This window comes from Acetobacter fabarum, assembly GCF_029069195.1.
Taxonomy (GTDB): domain Bacteria; phylum Pseudomonadota; class Alphaproteobacteria; order Acetobacterales; family Acetobacteraceae; genus Acetobacter; species Acetobacter fabarum_A.
Genome location: NZ_JARDYK010000001.1, coordinates 218,136 through 239,481 on the forward strand (window position 1 = coordinate 218,136; position 21,346 = coordinate 239,481).

General features: G+C 59.2%; 20 protein-coding genes and 1 tRNA gene. 11 read left to right on the top strand and 10 right to left on the bottom strand.

Features of this window, described 5'->3' with window-relative positions; genetic code table 11:
• Nucleotides 1-32: 32 nt before the first annotated feature.
• Entirely contained in the window at nucleotides 33-854 is an 822-nt protein-coding gene (locus tag PY793_RS01005) for a 23S rRNA (adenine(2030)-N(6))-methyltransferase RlmJ (RefSeq protein ID WP_275176274.1), read from the bottom strand.
• Nucleotides 851-1,957, bottom strand: a complete 1,107-nt coding sequence (gene tsaD, locus PY793_RS01010) for a tRNA (adenosine(37)-N6)-threonylcarbamoyltransferase complex transferase subunit TsaD (protein WP_275176275.1) — start codon at nucleotides 1,955-1,957, stop codon at nucleotides 851-853. The genes PY793_RS01005 and tsaD overlap by 4 nt, the downstream gene beginning before the upstream one ends.
• Nucleotides 1,958-2,103: 146 nt before the next feature.
• Between tsaD and hemC the strand changes: the two genes are divergently transcribed.
• Both hemC and PY793_RS01020 read left to right on the top strand, forming a co-directional pair.
• Nucleotides 2,104-3,180 (top strand): hydroxymethylbilane synthase, encoded by a 1,077-nt coding sequence (gene hemC, locus PY793_RS01015; protein WP_275176276.1) that lies wholly within the window; start codon nucleotides 2,104-2,106, stop codon nucleotides 3,178-3,180.
• Between the two features lie 22 nt (nucleotides 3,181-3,202).
• Nucleotides 3,203-3,946, top strand: coding sequence for a uroporphyrinogen-III synthase (locus PY793_RS01020; RefSeq protein WP_275176277.1), 744 nt, complete (start codon nucleotides 3,203-3,205; stop codon nucleotides 3,944-3,946).
• A gap of 64 nt (nucleotides 3,947-4,010) precedes the next feature.
• Here PY793_RS01020 and secB read toward each other — a convergent pair whose 3' ends face one another.
• Nucleotides 4,011-4,508, bottom strand: coding sequence for a protein-export chaperone SecB (gene secB / locus PY793_RS01025; protein WP_275176278.1), 498 nt, complete (start codon nucleotides 4,506-4,508; stop codon nucleotides 4,011-4,013).
• Nucleotides 4,509-4,645: 137 nt separating this feature from the next.
• Nucleotides 4,646-5,164: a histidine phosphatase family protein gene (locus tag PY793_RS01030; protein WP_275176279.1), complete on the bottom strand. Its 519-nt coding sequence runs from the start codon at nucleotides 5,162-5,164 to the stop codon at nucleotides 4,646-4,648.
• A gap of 182 nt (nucleotides 5,165-5,346) precedes the next feature.
• Between PY793_RS01030 and PY793_RS01035 the strand changes: the two genes are divergently transcribed.
• From PY793_RS01035 to PY793_RS01050, 4 genes are all read left to right on the top strand, one after another.
• Entirely contained in the window at nucleotides 5,347-6,027 is a 681-nt protein-coding gene (locus tag PY793_RS01035; RefSeq protein WP_275176280.1) for a Tim44/TimA family putative adaptor protein, read from the top strand.
• The gene (locus tag PY793_RS01040; protein WP_275176281.1) at nucleotides 6,024-6,878 is read left to right on the top strand and encodes a DNA-methyltransferase; all 855 of its coding nucleotides are present in this window, start codon (nucleotides 6,024-6,026) and stop codon (nucleotides 6,876-6,878) included. The genes PY793_RS01035 and PY793_RS01040 overlap by 4 nt, the downstream gene beginning before the upstream one ends.
• Before the next feature lie 122 nt (nucleotides 6,879-7,000).
• Nucleotides 7,001-8,419 carry a cytochrome-c peroxidase gene (locus PY793_RS01045; protein ID WP_275176282.1) on the top strand — a complete coding sequence of 473 codons (1,419 nt, stop codon included), beginning with the start codon at nucleotides 7,001-7,003 and terminating at the stop codon, nucleotides 8,417-8,419.
• A gap of 160 nt (nucleotides 8,420-8,579) precedes the next feature.
• Entirely contained in the window at nucleotides 8,580-9,215 is a 636-nt protein-coding gene (locus PY793_RS01050; RefSeq protein ID WP_275176283.1) for a Smr/MutS family protein, read from the top strand.
• On the opposite strand, the gene PY793_RS01055 is transcribed toward PY793_RS01050, so the two are convergent.
• Entirely contained in the window at nucleotides 9,192-10,352 is a 1,161-nt protein-coding gene (locus PY793_RS01055) for a hypothetical protein (RefSeq protein ID WP_275176284.1), read from the bottom strand. The genes PY793_RS01050 and PY793_RS01055 overlap by 24 nt on opposite strands.
• Nucleotides 10,353-10,426: 74 nt before the next feature.
• The gene (gene hemF / locus PY793_RS01060; RefSeq protein ID WP_275176285.1) at nucleotides 10,427-11,341 is read right to left on the bottom strand and encodes an oxygen-dependent coproporphyrinogen oxidase; all 915 of its coding nucleotides are present in this window, start codon (nucleotides 11,339-11,341) and stop codon (nucleotides 10,427-10,429) included.
• A gap of 167 nt (nucleotides 11,342-11,508) precedes the next feature.
• Between hemF and PY793_RS01065 the strand changes: the two genes are divergently transcribed.
• The 3 genes from PY793_RS01065 to PY793_RS01075 are packed head-to-tail and all read left to right on the top strand — an operon-like array spanning nucleotide 11,509 to nucleotide 14,319.
• Nucleotides 11,509-12,687, top strand: coding sequence for a cytochrome b (locus PY793_RS01065; protein ID WP_275176286.1), 1,179 nt, complete (start codon nucleotides 11,509-11,511; stop codon nucleotides 12,685-12,687).
• On the top strand, nucleotides 12,684-13,445 hold the full coding sequence (locus tag PY793_RS01070) for a cytochrome c1 (RefSeq protein ID WP_275176287.1): 762 nt from the start codon (nucleotides 12,684-12,686) through the stop codon (nucleotides 13,443-13,445). Before PY793_RS01065 ends, PY793_RS01070 begins: the two co-directional genes overlap by 4 nt.
• A complete protein-coding gene (locus tag PY793_RS01075) occupies nucleotides 13,432-14,319 on the top strand; it encodes an S-methyl-5'-thioadenosine phosphorylase (protein ID WP_275176288.1) in 888 nt (295 codons plus the stop codon). Before PY793_RS01070 ends, PY793_RS01075 begins: the two co-directional genes overlap by 14 nt.
• A gap of 276 nt (nucleotides 14,320-14,595) precedes the next feature.
• Here the strand turns inward: PY793_RS01075 and PY793_RS01080 are convergent.
• A tRNA-Tyr gene (locus PY793_RS01080) sits at nucleotides 14,596-14,681 on the bottom strand.
• 215 nt (nucleotides 14,682-14,896) lie between these two features.
• Between PY793_RS01080 and panB the strand changes: the two genes are divergently transcribed.
• Nucleotides 14,897-15,715: a 3-methyl-2-oxobutanoate hydroxymethyltransferase gene (gene panB, locus PY793_RS01085; RefSeq protein ID WP_275176289.1), complete on the top strand. Its 819-nt coding sequence runs from the start codon at nucleotides 14,897-14,899 to the stop codon at nucleotides 15,713-15,715.
• Between the two features lie 124 nt (nucleotides 15,716-15,839).
• Here the strand turns inward: panB and PY793_RS01090 are convergent, their stop codons facing one another.
• Nucleotides 15,840-16,931 carry an NADH:flavin oxidoreductase/NADH oxidase gene (locus tag PY793_RS01090; RefSeq protein ID WP_275176290.1) on the bottom strand — a complete coding sequence of 364 codons (1,092 nt, stop codon included), beginning with the start codon at nucleotides 16,929-16,931 and terminating at the stop codon, nucleotides 15,840-15,842.
• Nucleotides 16,932-17,030: 99 nt separating this feature from the next.
• Here PY793_RS01090 and PY793_RS01095 point away from each other — a divergent pair, with 99 nt between their 5' ends.
• A complete protein-coding gene (locus tag PY793_RS01095) occupies nucleotides 17,031-17,351 on the top strand; it encodes an ArsR/SmtB family transcription factor (RefSeq protein ID WP_275176291.1) in 321 nt (106 codons plus the stop codon).
• Here PY793_RS01095 and PY793_RS01100 read toward each other — a convergent pair.
• Nucleotides 17,348-18,331: a zinc-dependent alcohol dehydrogenase family protein gene (locus tag PY793_RS01100; RefSeq protein ID WP_275176292.1), complete on the bottom strand. Its 984-nt coding sequence runs from the start codon at nucleotides 18,329-18,331 to the stop codon at nucleotides 17,348-17,350. The genes PY793_RS01095 and PY793_RS01100 overlap by 4 nt on opposite strands.
• Before the next feature lie 210 nt (nucleotides 18,332-18,541).
• Entirely contained in the window at nucleotides 18,542-21,343 is a 2,802-nt protein-coding gene (locus PY793_RS01105; protein WP_275176293.1) for a DUF4175 domain-containing protein, read from the bottom strand.
• Nucleotides 21,344-21,346 lie beyond the last annotated feature (3 nt).

Below are 21,346 nucleotides of genomic sequence, written 5' to 3' on the forward strand. Positions count from 1 at the left end.
CCTGTACGCGAAAAAGGGGTGGTCCTGACGGCTTACTCGGGCACCAGTTCGCTCACTGTGGCGTCAAACGCACCCAGTGCCGTTTTCAGGCGTTCGAGCTGCTGCTGTGCCTGTGTGGCAAAGCCGTAAGGTGGTTTGATCACCAGCAGGCCCGCACCATTGAGTGTATCAGGGTTATGGGGTGGGCGCATCAGCAACTCGGCAACCAGCACGTTGCGGTGCCCGGCCTGCTCGACATTGCTATGGAACTGACGCACCGGAGTTCTGTGCTTGATGGGGTACCACACCGCAATCATACCCGCGGCAAAACGGGTGTGAATGGTCTGGAGTGCCTCGGCCAGACGGTCAAATTCCCCCGGTTCTTCAAATGGCGGGTCGATCAGCACAAGGCCGCGTTTTGCGGTTTGGGGGGGGAGGAGTGCGCGCAGGCTTTCATACGCATCGCGCTCATGCACGCTTATGTTGGGTTGGCCTGCAAACAGGCGGTACAGTGCCCGCTTGTCCAGCGGATGTTTTTCACAGCAGATCAACTGGTCCTGTGGGCGCAACATGAGCGATGCCAGCAGGGGAGAGCCGGGGTAAAAGCGTGGCCCGCCAGCCTTGCGCACCAGCTTCAGCCATGGAGTGAGCGGGCTGTCTGGCGCTTCTGCCCATAGCCTGCCTATACCGTTTTGGTATTCGCCTGTTTTTTCGGCCTCGGGGCTTTCAAGATCATACCAGCCGATGCCAGCATGGGTGTCCAGCACCAGAAAAGGCGCTTCCTTGCGCAGAAAATGCTGGAGCAGGCTGACCAGCAAAATATGCTTCATGCAGTCGGCAAAATTGCCTGCGTGGTAGATGTGGCGATAGTTCATGCGGAGGCCTGATCAGGTTCAAAGCGTTGGGCCATATCTTCCAATGGCCAGCGCGGGCGTGGGCGCAGGGTTGTGTCGTTGGGGGCGGGCAGGCCGCGTTCAGCACTTTCACGCCATGTTTCAAGGGCCGCCCAACCGACCATAACGGCGTTATCCGTGCAGAGCCGGAGCGGAGGTGCTGCAAAGCGCAGGCCGCGCTGCCGGGCGACGTTCTCCAGTCTGGCGCGCAGGGTGGCGTTGGCGGCAACGCCACCCGCGGCGACCAGCAGGCGGGCCTGTGGCATCATGTCCAGTGCATGATTGATCCGATCAGCCACAACATCGGCCACAGCCTGCTGAAAGGATGCAGCAAGGTCGGCGGCAAACTGGTGGGGCAGGGGAGCCTGCCCGTAAGGGGCCAGTTTTTGCGCAAGTGCGGTTTTAAGTCCGGAGAACGAGAAGTCACACCCCGGTCGATGCAGGAGTGGTCGGGGCAGGGCTATGGCATCGGGGTTGCCCTGATGGGCCAGTTTTTCCAGCGCCGGGCCGCCGGGCCAGCCAAGGCCGAGCATTTTTGCAACCTTGTCAAACGCTTCGCCTGCCGCATCGTCTATGGTGCCCCCGAGTTTGCGGTACTGGCCAACACCTTCCACCGCAATGCACTGGCAATGCCCACCCGAAACCAGCAGCAACAGGTAAGGAAAAGGCGCACCGCCGGGCACAATACCAGGCAGGCGGGCGGTCAAGGCATGGGCCTCCACATGATTGACCGCAACAAAAGGTATATTCAGCGCCAGAGCCAGCCCTTTGGCAAAACCTGTGCCAACAATCAGCCCCCCGATCAGCCCCGGCCCGGTGCTGGCGGCAATAAAGGCAAGCTCCGTGGTGGCCAGCCCTGCATCCGCCAATGTCGCCTCCACCAGAGCAGGCAGGAGGGCCAGATGCGCGCGGGCAGCTATTTCTGGCACCACGCCCCCAAAATCTGCATGCCCATCCTGCGAGACAACGCGCTGGGCAAGGCAGGTGCCATCGGGGGCCAGTATGGCGCAGGCGGTTTCGTCACAGGAGGATTCAATGGCCAGAACAGGCCCGGCGGGCTGATGGAGGGCGGAAAGGTCACTCATGGACGCACCATAAAAAAAGCGGTATTCTTGCACGGATGCAACGGGTGGGGAGGGGCGGAATGTTTTTCCGGTCGCGCAAGTTTTTCAGACCAGCCGGGCTTCATAGTATCTTGTCCTTTCTCCATTCCCGGTAATAGACACATCTTATGGATTCAGCCTACCCTTCCTCCTCTGTCCTTTCTCCCGCTTTGCAGGAGATCGCTGCAGAAGCCGCTGCACGCCAGAAAAAGGCGGGCAGCCATTCAGGACGTCACTCCCTGCCTTTGCGCGTGGGCACGCGTGGCTCCCCTCTGGCGCTGGTCCAGACACGCGCCTTTTTGACCACGCTGACACGCTTCTGCCCCGTCTTGCGGGACATGAACGCCTTTCAGGAACACCAGATCAACACCACGGGTGATCAGGTGCAAAACCAGAGGCTTGCAGAAATTGGCGGCAAGGGGTTGTTCGCAAAGGAAATTCATGAGGCTCTGGTAGACCGGCGGATTGATTTTGCCGTGCATAGCCTCAAGGATCTGGAAACAGCGCTGCCCCCCGGTCTGGTGCTGGCCTGCACGCTCCGGCGCGAAGATGCGCGTGACGCGCTGATCCTTGGCCCCCGGCTGGAACAGTCTGACCCGGATGACCCGTATTCCGCGCTGCCCGAAGGGGCTCTGGTGGGGTGTGCCTCTGTACGCCGTCAGGCGCAGATGCTGCATGCGCGCCCGGACCTTAAGTTTGGTCTGCTGCGTGGCAATGTGCAGACCCGACTCGACAAGCTCGCTGCCCGGCAGTGCGATGCCACCTTGCTTGCACTGGCTGGCCTGCGCCGCCTTGGTATGGCCGAGCGGGCCAGCATTGTGCTTTCCCCCACCGTGATGGTCCCAGCCGCCGGGCAGGGTATTGTAGGCGTTACGGTGCGTGAGGATGATATTGAACTGCGCGAACTGCTGGCCGCCATTGAAGATTACGAAGCCCGCGCCGTCGCTACGGCCGAGCGTGCCCTTCTGGCGGAACTGGATGGGTCGTGCCGTACGCCGATCGGGGGGTATGCCCAGCTTATTCCCGTGGTGGCGGGGGACGCGCCCAAACTGCACCTGACTGGCCTTGTCGCGCGGGAGGACGGGTCCTTCCTGCTCAAGCGCAGCATAAGTGGTGCCCCGGAGGATGCCGAGCGGCTGGGGCGTGAACTGGGGTGCAGCCTGCGCAGGGACAGTCCGGCCGATATTTTTGAGGAAAACGCGTAAAAACAGGTACAGGCCGTCTCCCATGCCTTCGCCGTCTTCGTATTTGTCGTTGTCGCGTGGCGTTATCATCACCCGGCCAGAGCCGGGGTTGGGGGAGACGGCCTTGGCTGTAACCCGTGCTGGATGGGTGCCTGTTCCTGCTCCGGCCTTGCATGTGTGCGCATGCCCTGTAAGGCACTTGCCGCGCCAGTCTGCGGCGTTGCTGCTAACGAGTGGGCAGGCGGTAGCCGCAGCGGCAGAAAGTGTCAGCCTGTCTGTTCCTGTTTTTGCTGTTGGTGACCGTACTGCGCAAAAAGCGCGGGCGGCAGGATTTGTTAACGTGTGTAGCGCCAAGGGTAATGCGCAGGCACTCATACACCTGATTGCTGACACGTGCTCCCCGGAGCAGGGAACGCTTCTGCTTTTTTCCGGTGCGGGGCAGGGGGGCGAACTGGCACAGGGCCTGCGCAGCCACGGTTTTAGTGTTGTGCGGCGGGTGGCCTACAGGACCAGTGCGGTGGTGGATTTTCCCGTATCTGTCGGGCAGGTGTTGCAGGCAGGGCAGGTTGCGGCGGTTCTGTTTTTTTCGACCCGGAGCGCTCGGAGCTGGCTGGCCAGCGTGCCCCGTGGCCGTCTGTATGCACAGGTGCTGGCTTTGCGCGCCGTCGTTATTTCGCACGAGGTGGCGCAGGCCGTGCTGCACGCGGGCTGGCTGGGGCCGGTTGCGGTGGCCACCACGCCGGATGCCCCGGCCATGCTTGCAGCTCTGGGCAACCTGAATACGTAAAAAACCCGGCAGCCATGATGGAGCCGGGTTTTTTGCAAGGCGCTGTTACATTTGGAACAGAGGCTTATGCGTTGCCTGCTGCTTCAGGGAATTCTGCGCGACGGGCCTGCCACAGAGCAACAAAGTCGATCGGTTGCAGCACAATGGGGGGGAACCCGCCATCACGCGTGACATCGCTGATGATGTTGCGCGCATAAGGGAAGATCAGGCGCGGTACTTCAACCAGCAGAATGGGTTCAACCAGTTCGGGCGGCGGGTTGGTTAGGGTGACAACAGCAGCATAAACCAGCTCGGTCAGGAACACTGTGCGCCCGGTGGGGCCGTTTTCCGTTTCCGGGGCTTCCTTGGCTTCAGCCTTGATGCTCAGGATGACTTCGTAAACCATCTGATCGCTCTGCAGGCGACTGGTCTGCACATCGATGTTGACACTGATCTGGGGCTGAGCGCGCAGGGTTGCAAAGATTTCTGCCCCAACGGGCACTTCAAAGGAAAGATCGCGCGTGTACTGGAGGTTAATGGCCAGTGGCAGGGCGGGCGGAACGGACTGGGCAGTATCGGACATTGATGACAGCTTCCTGCTCTCAAACGTATTGGGTTCCCTTAAGGCGGTAGCATGACCTGCGGGGTTAGCCAACACTCCAATCCGGGTCTTTGCGGGTCGGGTGCTTCATGCAGGAGGGGGGATAAGGGGGTTTGTTTTTATGGTGAAAGATGGAGCCAGTCCCCGTTTTCCAGACTCTGTTCGCTGAGTTCGAGCAGGAACCACCAGTGCGAAACAACCAGCGTGTGCTCGTGTGGCGCGTCCTTGCGCATCTGCTCGCGGAACTGCTGCGCCCGCAGGCTGAGTGCCTGACCGGATTCTGGTAAGGGAGACCACCATTGTTCTGGCAGGTGGTCAAAATCAAGGTGTGGCCAGTCCTGCATCAGCGTGGAGGCGGGGGAGCCAACATCGCATGAATACATACCCCGTTCGCGTACAAGAGGAGTAATCCGTGGCGTAAGGCCCAGAGCGCGGGCAAGGGGAGTGGCGGTTTGCAGGGCGCGGGTAAAGGGCGAAACCAGAATACGGGTGATGTTTTTATGCCGGAGTTCATCCACCAGAGCATAGGCATGCTCCTGCCCCTGAGCGGAAAGGACGGGGTCGGGCACACAGGGGTCTCGCCCGCTCAGATTATACAGGCGGTTGAACTCACTTTCGCAATGACGCAGGATGATCATGGTGGCCTGAGTGGTTTTTAAAACAGGAATGGTCTTTTACAAGGGCGGATGGGCTGGTATTCATTGTATCCGCACTCTGTCATGACTATGTGATAATGAGAGCCCGAGGGAAAGTGCCCTTCCCGTAATAATATACAAACCTGCAAACGCTGTGTGCAGGCAGATTGGTGGACGTTTAACAGATGGATTTTTCTCTCGACCACTTTCCGGTCGATCTGGTTCTTCTGGCTTTGGTAGCCGCTTTTCTGGCTCTGCGGTTGCGGAGTGTTCTGGGCAAGCGTGTTGGCATCCAGCCCCTCACCATGCCTGTTCCCGCTCGTGTGGAGGCAGCGCCCCGTGTGGTGGAAAACAAGGTGGAGCCAACAGGTTCCGCCGTTGAGTATGATGTGCCATCACCCGGCACGCGGGTCGGGCAGTTGCTGACCGAAATCCACCAGCAGGACACAGGTTTTACCCCCCAGCAGTTTTTGATGAGCGTGCAGACCGTGTTCGCACAGGTTGTGGAAGCCTATGCCCGGAGCAACCGGGATGTGCTCAAAACCTATCTGACGCCTGCGGTCTATAATTCGTTTGATGCCGCCATCACCGCGCGTGAAGCCGCAGGACAGAAGCAGCGGACAGACATTCAGGCCGTGCGCTCGCTCGCCATTGAAGATGTGCGGCTGACAAAGCTGGATGTGGGGCTGGGAGTGGCCATAGATGTGCGCATTGTTTCCGACCAGATCAGTCTGGTAGAAGACCAGGCGGGCCAGCCGGTCACTGGCACGGACGCCGTAACCGAGTTTTCCGATATGTGGACGCTTGAACGCCTGCTGGGCGTTGGTGGCAGTGGCTGGCGTCTTGCGGCGGCGCGTAGTGCGTGAGAGCGGACAAAGCGGCCACGGGTTCCACTACCCCGCCCGTACGGGCAAAACGCTATAAGGTTGGTCGTCAGGACATTGTTCTGGGTGACTGCCTGCGTGCGTTACGGCGCATGCAGGCAGAAACCGTGGATGTAATTGTTACATCCCCTCCCTACAATATTGGCCTGTCCTACCGGAGTTATCCCGACCGGCGGGAAGAAAACGATTATCTGGACTGGATGGTGGAAGTTGCAACACAGTTGCAGCGGGTGCTTAAGCCGGATGGATCATTTTTTCTGAATATTTCGGGCTCATCCGCCCAGCCATGGCTGCCGTTTGAACTGGCGGTACGCCTGCGGGATCTGTTTGTGCTGCAAAACCATATTTCATGGGTCAAATCCATCTCCGTCGGAGAGGACAGCTTTGGCCATTTTAAACCCATGAACAGCCAGCGCTACCTGCATCGTGGGCATGAACATCTTTTTCATTTCACGCTTGAGGGAGATGTGCCGCTGGACCGGCTGAGTGCGGGCGTGCCCTACAAGGACAAAACCAACATTGCCCGCCGTGGCCACCAGCAGGACCGCCGCTGCCGGGGAGATGCATGGTTTATTCCCTATGAGACCGTGCGCGGGCGGGCGGAAAAATTTGACCATCCAGGCACTTTCCCCATAGCTCTGCCTGAGCAGTGTATTCTGCTTCATGGCAAATCCGGTGCTCAGGTGCTGGACCCGTTTATGGGCACGGGCACTACCCTGCTGTCTGCCCAGCGCCTTGGGTGTAGCGGTGTGGGGATGGAAATAGATGCGGAGTACGTGGCCATAGCACGGGCGCGGCTGATGCACGATCTGGTGAACAGCCCTCTCGCCTGATCGGATTTATCTATTATTACGATAAAAATAATCGTTTTGACATTTTGATGTGTATCAAACACAACGGGCTCAAGAATGAATAAAATGTATGTGAGAAAGAAATAGAACCGGGGGATCGGGGTTTGAAACGTATATTAGTCTCTCTGGCAGGCGTCGGTCTGCTTGCATATGGTGGTACAGTTGCTTTTTTGCAGCATTATGACCATGTAACAGCAACAGAACTTATGCCAGCTTCACCAACACATAAAGACCCCGTTGCTTTGGCTGCGTTTAATGCGCTGAATGAAGCACGCTGCGATTACTGCCATGCAGTCGGTCGAGACCTGCCTTTTTACTTCCGTCTGCCCGTAGCAAACACGATTATGGAGAGGGATCGCGATCAGGGATTGCGCCATTTCCGTATAGAACCTGTTCTGCATGCGTTTGAGCACGGTACGCCACCATCGGAAGAAGAACTGTCGCGCATTGAGGAAGTCATTGTGCAGAACCGCATGCCTCCAACGCAGTACCTGCTGCTGCATTGGCATGCACATCTGTCCAATGCCGAACGGCAGGATATTCTGGCCTGGGTGCAGCAGACCCGGCGTAAATACTACGCCAATACAGGAGCAACAGCAGCGCTGGCTGCTGAACCCGTGCGCCCCGTGCCCGAAAGTGTGGAAGTGGACCCTGTAAAGGTCGCTCTGGGCAAAAAGCTGTTTTTTGACAAAAAACTGTCAGGCGACAACACGCTCAACTGCGCAAGCTGCCACGGGCTGGACAAGGGTGGGGTAGACAATCTGGTGACCGCAACCGGTATTGGCGGCCAGAAAGGCCCGATTAACGTGCCAACCGTGTATGATGCATATTTCAAGATTGCACAGTTCTGGAACGCCCGTGCGCCAGACCTTGCTGCACAGGCTGCAGGCCCGGTGATGAATCCGCTGGAGATGGGGTCGCATGACTGGTCGGAAGTGGCCCGGAAGCTGGCGGCAGACCCGGATTACACCGGTATGTTCAAGGCTGCCTTTGGCCCGGATGTGCAGGTTGGGCAGCAGACTATTACGCAGGCCATTGCCGAGTATGAAAAAACCCTGATCACGCCCGACAGCCCGTTTGATGAATATCTCAAGGGTAAGGAGGATGCGATCAGCCCGCAGGCCAAGCGCGGTTATGAGCGGTTCAAGGCTATTGGCTGTTCGGGTTGCCATAGCGGTATTGATGTTGGTGGCGGTGGTTATGAAGTTATGGGGCTGGAGTCTGATTACTTCAAGGACCGTGGCGGCAAGCTGACAGATGCGGATGAAGGGATTTATGGCATCAGCCATAACAAGCTGGACCAGAACCGCTTTGTAGTGCCCACTCTGCGTAATATTGCGCTGACTGCCCCCTATTTCCACGATGGCAGCGTCAAAACATTGGATGAAGCTGTACGCAAAATGGCGCATTACCAGACGCCGGACAGCAACCCGTCTGATCAGGACGTGGCGGATATTGTGGCGTTCCTCCGCACCCTGACCGGCAAGTATGAAGGTCATGACCTGACGGATATCAAACAGTAAAACAGGAGCATACGTAGCGGACATCTTTGCGGATGTCCGCTTTCTGTGCTTGAACAACGGCCCGTCCGCAGGTGATAAAGCCTGTTGGATGGGCCGTTTGTGTTTGTGGCTGATCGTGCATGGAGCGGATTGGTTGGAATAAAGTGCGATAGGTGAGCGGGTGGTAAAAAGACGGCGTCAGTTACAGGAGGCGGAAAAGCAGCTCTGGGCGCTGGTCGTGCGTGATGTGGCTCCCCTGAGCCGTGCCAGTCTTGTCCCACCCATGGCGGACACGGTGTTTGATCAGGCGGCTGCTTCCGCGCCGGAGGGTGTGACGGCCATCCCGCAAACAAATTACAAACCAAAGCAACCTAAAGTCAGACCCGCAGGAAGCCTGTTATGGGAGGTGCGCCCCCCATCCTCCGCTCTGTCAGGGGCCTCGCCTGCAACGTTACAGCCAGCCCCACCCATTGCGGAAAAAATTGGCCAGCGTCAGCCCGGTGTGGATGATTATAGCTGGCGGCGTTTTCATCAGGGGAGCATGCGGGTGGAAAAACGTCTGGATTTGCACGGCATGGTCGCGCAGGAAGCGTTCGTGCGTCTGAGAGAGTTTATGGATGTTGCCGCCCATCGTGGCCTGCGCTGTGTGGAAATCATTACAGGGCTGGGCACAGGGCATGAAGGTGGCATTTTACGGCGCGAACTGCCGTATTGGCTGGAACGGCCGGAAATGCGTGCCAGCATTCTGGGGCTGGCTTACCCCCATGAGGGGAATAAAGGTTCCGTCCGGGTTTTACTGCGCAGGCGCAGGCGGTAAGGGCTGTGTGGGGGAAATGCTTTTCCAGCGTGGCAGATTAAGTGCCAGCCAGCGGCGGAACGCCATGCCCACATTTACGTCGGGTGTGGCCATGCCATAAGCCGTAATGCATTTTGCACCCGACAATACGGTCTGGCCGTTGGCCAGCGCAATCTGTTGCAGGTTCAGTCTGGCGGCGCATGTTTCCGCCGCACGCCGCCAGCGTGCTACTTTGGCGGGAGGTGTTAGCAAAGGCAGGACAAGGGCTGCCTTGAGGCTGGCAGCAGAAGCGATGGCCAGCCATGCCTGTGGCAGAAAAGCCGGGGTGGATGTCCTGCGTTCTTGCAGCAATATGGTCGGGAAGGCGGGAGGCAACGCCAGATCCGCCGGTGTTGGCACGGGGGGGGCGTCGGTGTTGAGAAAGAGCGGGATAAACCCTTTGGCGCCCAGTGTGTCCAACCGCTCCTTCAGGGCTGCGTCCATGGGAAGCTGAATGGCGTCGACCAGTCCGCCGGTCAGGGCTGCCATGGCGGTATCTGGTGTTGCATAGCCACTGACTGGCAGAGGTCGCAGAGCCAGCAGGTCAAAGGCCAGAAGGGTAGGCAGTTCCGGCCCCGTGGGGATGGAAACCGCAACGCGGGTGGTTTTGCCACTGAGAATAACGCCGAGCGAGCGGTGCAGGCTGACATGCCCTACAACCACGCTGGGTTGGCATATGGTCAATACAGGCAACCAGCGGTGATAGGCGTAATGCACGCGGCTATCCCCGGTCATGGCGGCCATGAGCGCTGTGCCGGGTACGAGTAACGTGCTGGAAGCGGAACTGAGCTGCTCCTGCGCATCAAACAGGTTTGCGCCTGTTACCCCGTCCCACCCGGTGGTGAAGGTAATGTCAAAAGGGGGCTGCTCCAGCTCTTTTGCCATGTCCGGGGCCAGACGGGTCGCCCATGTGCCACAGGGTGTTTCTGCACTGCCTGCCACAATCAGCTTTGTAGTCTGCTCGGATGTGGGGGTGGCGGCTGGGCCTACCAGTATGTCATCCGCCGCATGGGCTGCTGCGGCCATACTCCCCAGTGCCCCGCCCAGAAACAGGCGGCGGGACAGGGAAAGGCCATGGCGGTGACGCATCATTGAAGAAGCAGGGATGAGAGTAGACAAACACCAATAGCCTTCATTGTGGTTATCGCTCTCCCATACTATGCGAAATTAACGGCAGAAACACGGCCATTTTATTACGGCCATTTAACCTCCGGCGGCATGCTCATCAAAATGGCTTCCGTATTGCCACCGGTTTTAAGCCCGAACAGCGTACCGCGGTCGTGCAGCAGGTTGAATTCCACGTAACGACCCCGGCGCACAAGCTGGGCCTCGCGCTGTTCGGGGGTCCAGGGTTCCATCATGCGGCCACGGACAATGCGCGGGTAGGCATCCAGAAAAGCAAGGCCGACATCCTTGGTAAAAGCAAAGTCCTCGTCTGCGTTGCCGCTGTCCAGCCGGTCATAAAAAATGCCGCCAAGGCCGCGTGGTTCGTCGCGGTGAGGAAGGTAGAAGTATTTGTCACACCACGCTTTAAAGCGTGGATAGTACTCCGGATCGTGCGCATTGCATGCCTTGGCAAAGGCGGCATGGAAGGTGGTGGCGTCGTCCTGCGCTTCGGTGCTGTCGGGGAACATGGGGGTAATATCTCCCCCGCCACCAAACCAGCCCTGCGTTGTAATGATCATGCGGGTATTAAAATGGGCGGCAGGAACCAGAGGGCTGCACATATGGGCAACAAGGCTGATGCCGGTTGCAAAAAAATGCGGATTTTCTGTTGCGCCGGGAATGGTGGCTGCAAAATCGGGGGGGAAGGTTCCCTCCACGGTGGAGATGTTGACCCCCACTTTTTCAAAAACGCGGCCATGCATCAGGCTCATCACGCCGCCACCGCCGGGGGTTCCGTCTTCATTCAGGCGGTTCCAGCTTTTGCGTTCAAAGCGGGAAGGCTGTTCGTGCCCGGGCAGTACCGGGCTGTTCCGTGCCGCAGCGTCTGCCTCAATGGTTTCAAAAGCTGTGCATATCTGGTTACGCAGAGTTTCAAACCATGTGCGTGCCGCGTCCTTGAGCTTGTCGTGCGCGGGAACGGAGGCAGGCTTTGTCGGCGTCATGTGTGAACTCTTTCCATACTGGTCATCTGCCCGGCCAGCAGAGAATCGGCCCGGAGCATTTTTTCAAGGGGTGCGCCTTAGGGCCGGTCATTGCAAGATCATCTGGTTCATCGTTAAACGGGAACCGGAGTTTGCCCGAAAGCGGTGGATCATGGGGGAGAAGTGCAATGGCTGGCAAACCAGTCTGCCATAACGGGCAGGGCGCGGAGCCTGCAACGCAGGGCCGGTTGGGCACATGGGTCAGGGCTTATGGCCGCCTGCCACTCCCTGCGGACCTGAACTGGCTGTGGACCATAGGGGCCATTCTGTGCGCCATACTGGCCCTGATGCTGCTCAGTGGGCTGACCCTCACGCTGGTCTATACGCCCGATGCGGGGCTGGCTTTTGGCTCGGTCGAAAGTATTGAGCGTCGCATGCCCGCAGGGTGGCTGCTGCGTGCCATGCACATGACTGGCGCTTCTTTTTTTATGCTGGCCTTGTATGTGCACCTGCTGCGGGGGCTGTATTACCGCTCTTACCTGCCGCCACGCCGTGCAGTGTGGCTGAGCGGGTGCGTCCTGCTGGTTCTGGTTATGATTACGGCTTTTGCAGGATATGTGCTGCCATGGGGCCAGATGTCCTATTGGGGGGCGGATGTCGCGGGTAAGGCCGTGGGAGCGTTCCCCCTTGTCGGCGGATGGCTGGAAGGTGTTTTTCTGGGCGGGGATGCTCCTGGGACACCAACCCTGCACCGCATGCTGACCCTGCATTTCGGGCTGGCGTTCCTGATCATGGGGCTGGTGGCAGGGCATATTGCCCATGTGCATGTGCGGGGAAGTTCCAGCCCATCCGCCCGCCCGATGACGGTAACGGGGGTTTTACCTTTTCATCCCTATTTTACGATGCGGGATATGCTGGCCATTGTGCTGGTTGCACTCGCCTTTGTCGGGGTGTTGTGTTTCTGGCCGGAGCTGATAGTCGAACCTGCCAATTACCGCCCGGCCAACCCGCTGCATACCCCGGTTGATATTGAGCCGGAATGGTATTTTCTGCCCTTTTACGGAATGATGCAGGCTGTGCCGTTCAAACTGGGGGGGCTGCTGCTGTCTGGTGGGGCGGTGGCTGTTCTGTTTGCGGTTCCCTGGCTGGACCATGCAACGGATACCGTCCATACCGCACCTGTTGTGGTGCGGGTGGGGGTTATGGGCCTGCTGGTCTGCTCTGCCGTGGCGGTTGCATGCGCGGGCCTGCACCACATGCATGGGGGGTGGATGCTGGTGGCCCGGCTGGGTATGGTGGGGTATTACGCCTACTTCCTGCTCTATCTGCCCCTTGCCGGTCGTTTGTGGCGGGGGGGCAGGGCATGATGGTCAGGCGATTTGTGGCGGCAGGGGCTGGCCTGCTGTGGGCGTATGCTGCAATGGCGCAACCTGCGGGGGCGCCTGCCCACCCCACGCGGCAGCAATGGTCCTTTACAGGTGCTTTAGGGCATTTTGATCTGGCCGCAGTCCAGCGTGGTTATGCGGTTTTTGCAGGGTCCTGTGCCTCCTGCCATAGCCTGTCGCAACTTCATTTTTCCGATTTTGCAGGGATGGGCCTGCAACCCGCGGAGGTGGCCGCACTGGCGGCGGCCTGGCAGGTGCCAGACGGGCTGGATGCGGAAGGGCGGCTCAGGCATCGCTCCGCTCGCCCCGACGATGCTCTGCCATCTCCCTACTCCGGGCCGGAGGCGGCTCTGGCGGCCAATCAGGGGGTGCTCCCCCCAGATCTCTCTCGCATCCTTCAGGTTTATCCCGGTGGACCGGACAGGCTGTATGGTCTGCTGCTCGGGTATGGTCCACAGCCTGTGCGCCTGATCGGGCGTGGTTTTTCCAACCCATATGCCATTGGCCACTTTACGGCCATGCCCCCGCCGTTGCATGGCAACGAGGTCAAATACGCAGATGGCACAGTGCCCGATGTGCAGGCCGAAGCGCGGGACGTGACAACCTTCCTTGCCTGGGTTTCCGCCCCCCATCTGGACCAGCGCCGCAGGTTGGGTGTGGGAGCGGGGCTGTATCTGTGCTTTCTTGCCGTGCTGTTTGTGATTTTAAACCGGAGACTCAGGTCTGATGTCAGAAAATGAAGTTGTAGAACCCGTTATCGGTCTGGTTGGCGGGTCTGGCCTGTATGATATTGATGGTCTGGAAGACAAGGAATGGCGCACGGTGGAAACCCCGTGGGGCATGCCTTCCGACCAGCTTTTATTCGGTCGGCTGGATGGCGTGAAATGCGTATTTCTGCCCCGCCATGGTCGTGGTCATCCTATTCCGCCTTCGCGCCTGAATTACAGGGCCAATATTGCAGCGCTTAAAATTGCAGGCGTGACCGATATTGTTTCTCTCTCCGCTGTGGGGTCGCTCAAGGAGGAACTGCCGCCGGGCCGGTTTGTGATTATCGACCAGTTTATTGACCGGACCATAGCGCGGGATAAAAGTTTTTTTGATACAGGCTGCGTTGCGCACATTTCCATGGCAGATCCGTTGTGCAACCGCGTGGGCGATGTGCTCAAGGCCGAAGCCGACAGGCTGGGTATCGAGGCCACGCGCAAAGGTACGTATCTGGTAATGGAAGGACCGCAGTTTTCCACCCGTGCCGAGAGCGAACTTTACCGGACATGGGGCTGCTCGGTGATTGGCATGACCAACATGCCAGAAGCCAGCCTGGCCCGTGAGGCGGAAATCTGTTACGCCACCGTTGCCATGGTGACTGATTATGACTGCTGGCACACCGAGCATGACAACGTGACGGTGGAAAGCGTTGTTAAAACCATGCAGGCCAACTCGGCCAAAGCCAAGGCGCTGGTCAAGGCGGTTATTCCTGCACTGGGCGGTAAAAAGCGTGGGCTGTGCAGCGCAGGTTGTGACCGCGCGCTGGAATATGCGCTGATTACAGCACCCGATGCGCGCGACCCCGTACTGATGGGTAAGCTTAAAAGCATTGCCGGGCGTGTGATCTAAAATACAGAGTGCGTATACCCTGCGGTAGTTACCGCGTGCTGTAAAAAACAGGCAGGCCATTGGTCTGCCTGTTTTGAAACAGGCAGTATTAAAGTCAGTACGGTTCCTTATATGGAACAGTATCTTAAAGTTCGTGTTTTCATGCAGGAAATTTTCAATATTTTCAAAATATTGAAAAACAATCACGTCTGGCTCAGGTAGAGCCATCCATATGGCCGGACTATACAGTTGGAAAACACTGTAAAGACACAGGATATTTTTGAATTTCTGGAAAAATGGTGGAGGGGGTTGGATTCGAACCAACGTAGGCGTACGCCAGCGGATTTACAGTCCGCCCCCTTTAGCCACTCGGGCACCCCTCCGACTTGTTGAGCACTCACCTAAAGCCTGCGCATGGGGTTGTCAATGGCTTTGGGTAACTATTCTTTGCCTGTGGTGGGTTAGGAGGTTTTATGCAGCTTTATGGCCAGCGTGGATTGGCAAAAGATTTATAACCATTTGGGCTGGACATATGCAGGCGTTCGGAGAAAAGCTGCATCCAGTTCCGGGTGTCCAGACGTTACGGGGAGTAGAGGTTTTGAGCAAACACCAAACAGTACGGCGGCATACGCCTCGTTCTCTGGCGGCACTGGATACGCCCATCGTCTCCCTGACCGCCTACACAGCACCCATGGCCCGCCTGCTGGATCCGCATTGCGACCTGCTCTTGGTGGGAGATTCGCTGGGTATGGTGGTGTACGGCATGGACTCCACTCTGGCCGTCAGCGTGGACATGATGGTTGCTCACGGTCAGGCTGTGGTGCGTGGTAGCCAGAAGGCCTGCGTGGCGGTGGACCTGCCTTTTGGCAGTTATCAGGAAAGCCCACAGCAGGCGTTCCGTGTTGCTGCGGATATTATGGCCAGAACCGGGGCGGGCTGCGTCAAGCTTGAAGGGGGGCAGGAAATGGCCTCAACCATAGAATTTCTGGTCCAGCGGGGTATTCCTGTTGTCGGGCATATCGGGCTTAAACCGCAGGCTGTGCATGCGCATGGGGGGTTTCGCACCGTTGGGCGAGGGAGCGAGGCTGAACAGGTGATGGCCGATGCGCTGGCGGTGGAAAAAGCCGGAGCCTTCGCCGTGGTGATTGAGAGCACAATGGAACCTCTCGCGCGCGCAATAACCGATGCCGTAAGCATCATGACCATTGGTATAGGTGCATCGCCCCGGTGCGATGGGCAGATTCTGGTGGCGGAAGACATGCTGGGTCTGTTTCCTGACTTTACCCCACGTTTTGTGCGTAAATTTGCCAATCTGGGGCAGGAGGTGGATCGCGCCGTAGCCGATTATGCCCATGCCGTGCGTACACGCTCATTCCCCGGCCCGGCGGAATGTGTGGGCATGTCCGGGGCGGGCTAGGCTTTCTGCGATTCGTTTTCAGATTGATGGTGTGCGGGCAAAACCCACAGTGGCTGTGCCCGGAGCGCACGGCATGCCCGCACAGGCGTATGACCTGTGCGGGGTGCTGGATTGAGGAACCGTGTTACTGGTAGCGTGAGAGCCACCATGCGTATGACGGTGGCAGAATGGTTTTTGCGTCTTTGGCGTGTAGAATGCGCGCTGCTTCATGGGGCCAGTGCGGGTTGGCCAGCAAGGGGCGGCCTATTGTTGCAATATCCACAATTTCGTTGCGGATCAGCGCATCAGCCTGACGGCCTTCGCTGATGTACCATGACGTGGTGGCGGGTAAGCCTGCCTCCTGCCGCACTTTATGGGCTATGGGGGCCATAAACCCTGCACCCCACGGAATGGTAGCCTCGGGGGTGGAAAAGCCTATGCTGACATCAATAAAATCCAGCCCGTGCTCTTTCATCCTGCGCACGAGAGCAATGGATTCCTCTAGCGTCTGCGCATCATTGCCATCAAATTCAATGACGCCAAAACGGGCGGTCAGCGGGCGGTCTTCAGGCCAGACGGCCCGCACGGCTGCCAGTGTTTCCAGCAGGAAGCGACCCCGGTTTTCTGCTGAACCGCCATACTGGTCAGTGCGCTTGTTGGAGTGCGCGGACCAGAAGCTCTGCGCCAGATACCCATGGGCAAAATGCAGCATCAGCCATTCGAAGCCCACGTCACGCGCACGTATTGTCGCAGCGACAAAGTCGTTTTTAACGCGTTCAATGTCCTCAACGGTCATTTCGTGCGGAACGCGGGGGAGGTTGGCTCCAAAGGCCACGGGAGAGGGGCCAATGGGCTGCCAGCTACGCGGGTCGGCAGGAGCAATATGGTCGTCCCCTTCCCATGGTACATTGGCGCTGGCCTTGCGCCCGGCATGGGCGAGCTGGATGCCCGGCGTAGCTCCTGTTTTGCGGATACTGGCAACAATGGGGGCATAGGCCTGTGCCTGCGTATCATTCCACAGGCCAAGGCAGTTGGGGGTAATCCGTCCTTCGGGAGAAACCGCGGTAGCTTCGAGCGTGACAAGCCCGGCCCCACCACGGGCGAGTGTTGCATAATGCACGCTGTGCCAGTCATTGGGTATGCCGTCCTGCGCCTGATACTGGCACATGGGGCCAACAGCAATGCGGTTGCGTAATGTGCTGCCTTTGAGGGTATAAGAGTCGAAAAGCGTTGGCATGAACCGTGCTCCTGTTACAAAGGGCGACGTGGCCCCATTAGTTCGACTATAATCGAACTAATGGGCAAAGCAAGAGAAGAGGCAAACCAAACAGTCGCCATGAAGCAGTATGACCACCCACTGGCGCAGGATATACAATTGTCCTGCCTGCTTTACGCCCTGTCCGACCCGTTCCGGCTGGCGGTGGTGCGCAGGCTTGCGGCCTGCCAGCCCCAGCCTTGCGCCCCGTTACAGGATGGACGGCCAAAATCCTCCGTGTCCCACCATTTTTCGGTCTTGCGCAAGGCGGGGGTTATCCGGACCGATGTGGTGGGGGTAACGCATATGAACTCCTTGCGTGAACAGGAACTGGAAAGTCGTTTTCCCGGTCTGCTGGCCGCCATTCTGGCCGCAGCCAGCATGGAGGATATACCCGCCTAGGGCACCAGAACGGCGGCACCGTCGAACCTGCCATGGCGCAGGTCATCCAGCGCTTTGTTGGCGTCTTTGAGTGCGTAGGTCGTGGTGGTGGTGTGGATGCCAATTTTGGGTGCGAGGGAGAGAAACTCCAGCCCGTCCTCGCGCGTCAGGTTGGCAACGGATACAATATCGCGCTCTTCCCATAACGTGTCGTAGGAAAAAGCGGGGATTTCGCTCATGTGAATCCCCGCGCATACCACGCGCCCCCCTTTGCGCAGGGTTTTAAGGGCGGCTGGCACCAGAGCGCCATCGGGGGCAAAAATAATGGCCGCATCCAGTTGCTCTGGTGGCAACGTATCCGACCCACCAACCCATTTTGCGCCAAGTGAACGGGCAAATTCCTGCGTTTTGGTGTCATTTGGGCGGGTAAAGGCATAAACCTCGCGCTTTTGCCATACCAGCACCTGCGTAATAATATGTGCGGCCGCTCCAAATCCGTACAGACCAACCTTTTGGGCCTTGCCCGTTTTGCCAAGTGAGCGCCACCCGATCAGCCCTGCACACAGCAGGGGGGCGAGAGAGACGTCCGAGCCTTCCTCCCCCATGGGGAATGCAAAATGTGCATCAGCCACAGCCATTGTGGCGTAACCGCCATCGCGCGTGTAGCCGGTAAAAATGGGGTGGTCACACAGGTTTTCGTGGTCTGTTGCGCAGTAGGAGCAGTGGCCGCAGGTATGGCCCAGCCACGAAATACCTACGCGCTGCCCAACCGTAAGGGAGGTGACACCACTCCCCAACTGGTCAATCCGGCCAATAATTTCGTGCCCCGGAGTTACGGGTAGTTTGGGGTGGGTCAGGTCTCCGTCCACCACATGCAGGTCGGTGCGGCATACACCACAGGCCAGCACCCTGACCCGGATCTGGCCCGGACCGGGGGTGGGGTCGGGCAACTCCTCCCATTGCAGCGGGGTGCGTGGGCTGTGCAGACGCATGGCGAACATGGAGGTTCTCCCTTATGGCGCAGTGGGCTTGTAACTGGCAGCCTGTGCCCACCTGTTATGCCGCATTATGGCGGTCGTGTTCCATATTATGTGCAACCTGGCGTATGGCGCGGGTAGGCAGGACTTGCGCATTGCGGGGTCCCTATGGAGGCATAACCGCTCTGACCGCAGGCATGGTGCAGACGCTAACGCATGGGCGTGGGTCGCCGCTCAGAAGGGTTTGAGCAGGCGATCCAGATAATCCAGTTCCTGCTGCGGCCGGGTCCGGTCCGAATCGCGGCGGCGCAGTTCCTGCTCAATCTCACGCGCGCGCTGGCGGGCTACCGTGTCGGGGATATGGGTGCTGTCATCCGTATTCTGGTCCGTCCCTTCGCCTTCCCTGCGGCCAAGCGGGTCTTTACCTGTTGTGTTTTCATCATCCCCACCTTCACCCGCAGCATCGGAGGGCTGGCCATTCCCGCTCTCCCCCGCGTTGCCTGAACCGGATGATCCATCGCCACTGCCACCAAAGGAAGGCAAAAAGCTGGGCGTGGTGTTCTGGCCATTGCCCTTCATGCTGTCCTGCATCTGCTTGCGGCTCTGGCGAAGGGCTTCGAGTGCTTTTTCCTCCGCACTGGCGGCAGCGGCGTCATCCCCATCAGCCAGTGCCTTGCGGGCCGCAGCCATGTTCTTGCGGGCCTGTTCAAATGCTTCGGGGGTTTTGCCGGTCAGTTCCTTGAATTCATCTTTAAGTTCACCCAATGCCTGTTCGAGCGCATGCTGGGTTGCGCGTTCGGTACGGCGTGCGCTGGCTTGTGCCTCGGCTTTGGCGGGGTCTGGCAGCCCTGCCGGAGGCTGGGGGGAGGCGGAGGAGGGCCGGGACTGCGCGTCAGTGCTGTTTCCCCCCATATTCGGCGGGGCGGAAAGCCCGAGCCTGCGCAGCAGTTCTGATGTGGGCAGGTTGGCGTATTCCGCAGCTTCTCCATCTCCATCATCGGCCAGATCGCTCTGCTGTTGGGAAAAAGCGCGTAAATGCTCGTCCAGTCGGGACTGGGCATGGTCCAGCAGGCTGGATTCCCTGGCTGTCAGGTCATGCAGGGCAGCGGCCTGCTCACGCGCTTTCTGCTGGGCCTGTAGCTGCTGGGCCAGAGCGGCAAGGTCCTGCGGTGTAGCGTTGCGCATGCGTTCGGTTGCGTTTTCCATTTCCTGCAGGCGTTGCATGGCATCGCCCGAGCGGCCATTGGTGGCATCGGCGCGCAACTGCTTCATCAGCCGATCAAAGGCCTTGTTCCCCGCTGCCGAAAAACCGGGCAGATCGGGGATGGCCGTATGGTTGCGCAAGGCGCTATCGGCCAGAGCCTGCATTTTGCGGGCAATGGCGTCCTGTAGCGTTTTCAGGCTTTGTTCCAGTTCTTCCTGTGCCTGCTGGTTGTGGGTGCCATTGCGCTTCATGTCCGCCAGTTTCTGGGCCACATCGGCCTGTGCGGCTCTTACGTCGATCGAGGCCTGGGCACTGGCGTTATCACCCGTGCGCCGGTCTTCTATGTCCAGAGCCAGGTCCCATAGCAGGTTGGTAGCACTTGCGCGGGCGGTCTGGGTGTCTATGTCGGCATTTTCCAGAAGGGCCACAATGCTGGTCAGGTTCAGGAACATGCCCGTATGCTCACGTACAGGACCGGGGGCCTCACCCAGCGCTTCCAGATCCTGCGCCGTATCTTCGCGTTTTTCCTGTTCCAGTGCAAAACGCCTGCGCACGTCCAGAATGGCGCGGGCAATGGGGGAGTGGAATACCCTGCTCCCGAGTTTGAATGTGGCTGGCTCGCTCTGCCCCTGATGCCCGCTGGTGGCGGTTGCTACGATCTGCCCCGTAACCTCCTGCCCGGCCCATGGGTCTTCCGACAGGTCGGGGGCAATTACATTTTTAACCGATTTGGGGTGGCCGGTTAAAGGCAGGGGAATACTCACTTCCCGCCGGGGGTTGGCCCCTCTGGCGGGGTGGGTGGCGTGTAGCACCACCTGCATGTTTGACAGGCCATACGCGTGGCTGGCTGTGTAAGGCAGGCGGGTGTGCCAGTCCCCCTTGCCGGGGGTTCCGGGGGATGGACCCCATGCAACCTGCGGTGCCAGGTCTGGCAGAATGGTCATGGACCAGCTTGCCAGAGTGCGTCCCCGGCCAGTCAGCTTGAGCAGGCCGCTATGGGTCAGTGTGGCTTCCAGCTTCCAGCTATGTGGGTCCAGTTTCTGGCGTTTTGCGTCCTGTACCACCATGCCGCGCGTGCCTTGCAGCACGGGGTGGGAGGCCATGCCGTTAACAATAACGGTCAGCCTGGCACCTTCCTGCATCTGGGGGGCGGGGCGGTTCGGGCTTAAAAAGACCGGGGCGTCGGGTGCGTAGGCGGGGGAGGTAATCCACGCGTCTATGTGGGGGAGGGGCACGTCCGGGTCATCCCGACCGGGAATAAAGGCGGCCAGAATGCGGCCCGGTGCCGAGGATCCGGCAACTCCACTGGCAATGCCAAGAGCCAGCACCAGCCCCGCAGCCGCAAGCTGGTGTGTGCGCTCTTTGGGGGCAAGGGCGGGCCAGCCTGCACGTAACTGGCCAAGGGAGGCCAGAAGCCGCTGCCGGTGGGCCTGCCACAAGAGCGTATTGCTGGCATGGAGGAGTGGGGCTGGGGTGTCTGTCAGGCTGGCAAGAGGGCGGTTGCGCAGGCCGGATGCCTGTTCAATCCGCCGGTCAATCTCCTCCGGCGTGGTGGGGTGTCGGCGCCCCAGATCGGCATGGAGCCGCCAGCCACACAGGCTTAGCCACCCTGCTACACCTACAAGGCGCAGGCCATCGGGCAGGTGCTGGGGCAGGCGGAGCAGGCCTGCCAGTGTGTAGACCCCCAGCATGGCCAGTGTCGGCTGGAGAGCAGGCCAGAGCTGCTCAATGTACAAAACAAGGGCCGCGTGACGGCGCACATGGGCCAGACGGACCGCCAGCGTGCCGTCCTGCGCGGTTGATGCGGTCAGATCCTGCTTCAGACCGCGCATGCG

Excerpts from the sequence above, each read along its gene's own strand:
- secB (WP_275176278.1), bottom strand. The coding sequence starts at position 4,508 with ATGTCCGATACTGCCCAGTCCGTTCCGCCCGCCCTGCCACTGGCCATT.
- hemC (WP_275176276.1), top strand. The coding sequence starts at position 2,104 with ATGGATTCAGCCTACCCTTCCTCCTCTGTCCTTTCTCCCGCTTTGCAG.
- PY793_RS01070 (WP_275176287.1), top strand. The coding sequence starts at position 12,684 with ATGATGGTCAGGCGATTTGTGGCGGCAGGGGCTGGCCTGCTGTGGGCG.
- PY793_RS01105 (WP_275176293.1), bottom strand. The coding sequence starts at position 21,343 with ATGCGCGGTCTGAAGCAGGATCTGACCGCATCAACCGCGCAGGACGGC.
- PY793_RS01005 (WP_275176274.1), bottom strand. The coding sequence starts at position 854 with ATGAACTATCGCCACATCTACCACGCAGGCAATTTTGCCGACTGCATG.
- PY793_RS01065 (WP_275176286.1), top strand. The coding sequence starts at position 11,509 with ATGGCTGGCAAACCAGTCTGCCATAACGGGCAGGGCGCGGAGCCTGCA.
- PY793_RS01030 (WP_275176279.1), bottom strand. The coding sequence starts at position 5,164 with ATGATCATCCTGCGTCATTGCGAAAGTGAGTTCAACCGCCTGTATAAT.
- tsaD (WP_275176275.1), bottom strand. The coding sequence starts at position 1,957 with ATGAGTGACCTTTCCGCCCTCCATCAGCCCGCCGGGCCTGTTCTGGCC.
- PY793_RS01035 (WP_275176280.1), top strand. The coding sequence starts at position 5,347 with ATGGATTTTTCTCTCGACCACTTTCCGGTCGATCTGGTTCTTCTGGCT.
- PY793_RS01090 (WP_275176290.1), bottom strand. The coding sequence starts at position 16,931 with ATGCCAACGCTTTTCGACTCTTATACCCTCAAAGGCAGCACATTACGC.
- hemF (WP_275176285.1), bottom strand. The coding sequence starts at position 11,341 with ATGACGCCGACAAAGCCTGCCTCCGTTCCCGCGCACGACAAGCTCAAG.
- PY793_RS01075 (WP_275176288.1), top strand. The coding sequence starts at position 13,432 with ATGTCAGAAAATGAAGTTGTAGAACCCGTTATCGGTCTGGTTGGCGGG.
- PY793_RS01020 (WP_275176277.1), top strand. The coding sequence starts at position 3,203 with ATGCCTTCGCCGTCTTCGTATTTGTCGTTGTCGCGTGGCGTTATCATC.
- PY793_RS01100 (WP_275176292.1), bottom strand. The coding sequence starts at position 18,331 with ATGTTCGCCATGCGTCTGCACAGCCCACGCACCCCGCTGCAATGGGAG.
- PY793_RS01095 (WP_275176291.1), top strand. The coding sequence starts at position 17,031 with ATGAAGCAGTATGACCACCCACTGGCGCAGGATATACAATTGTCCTGC.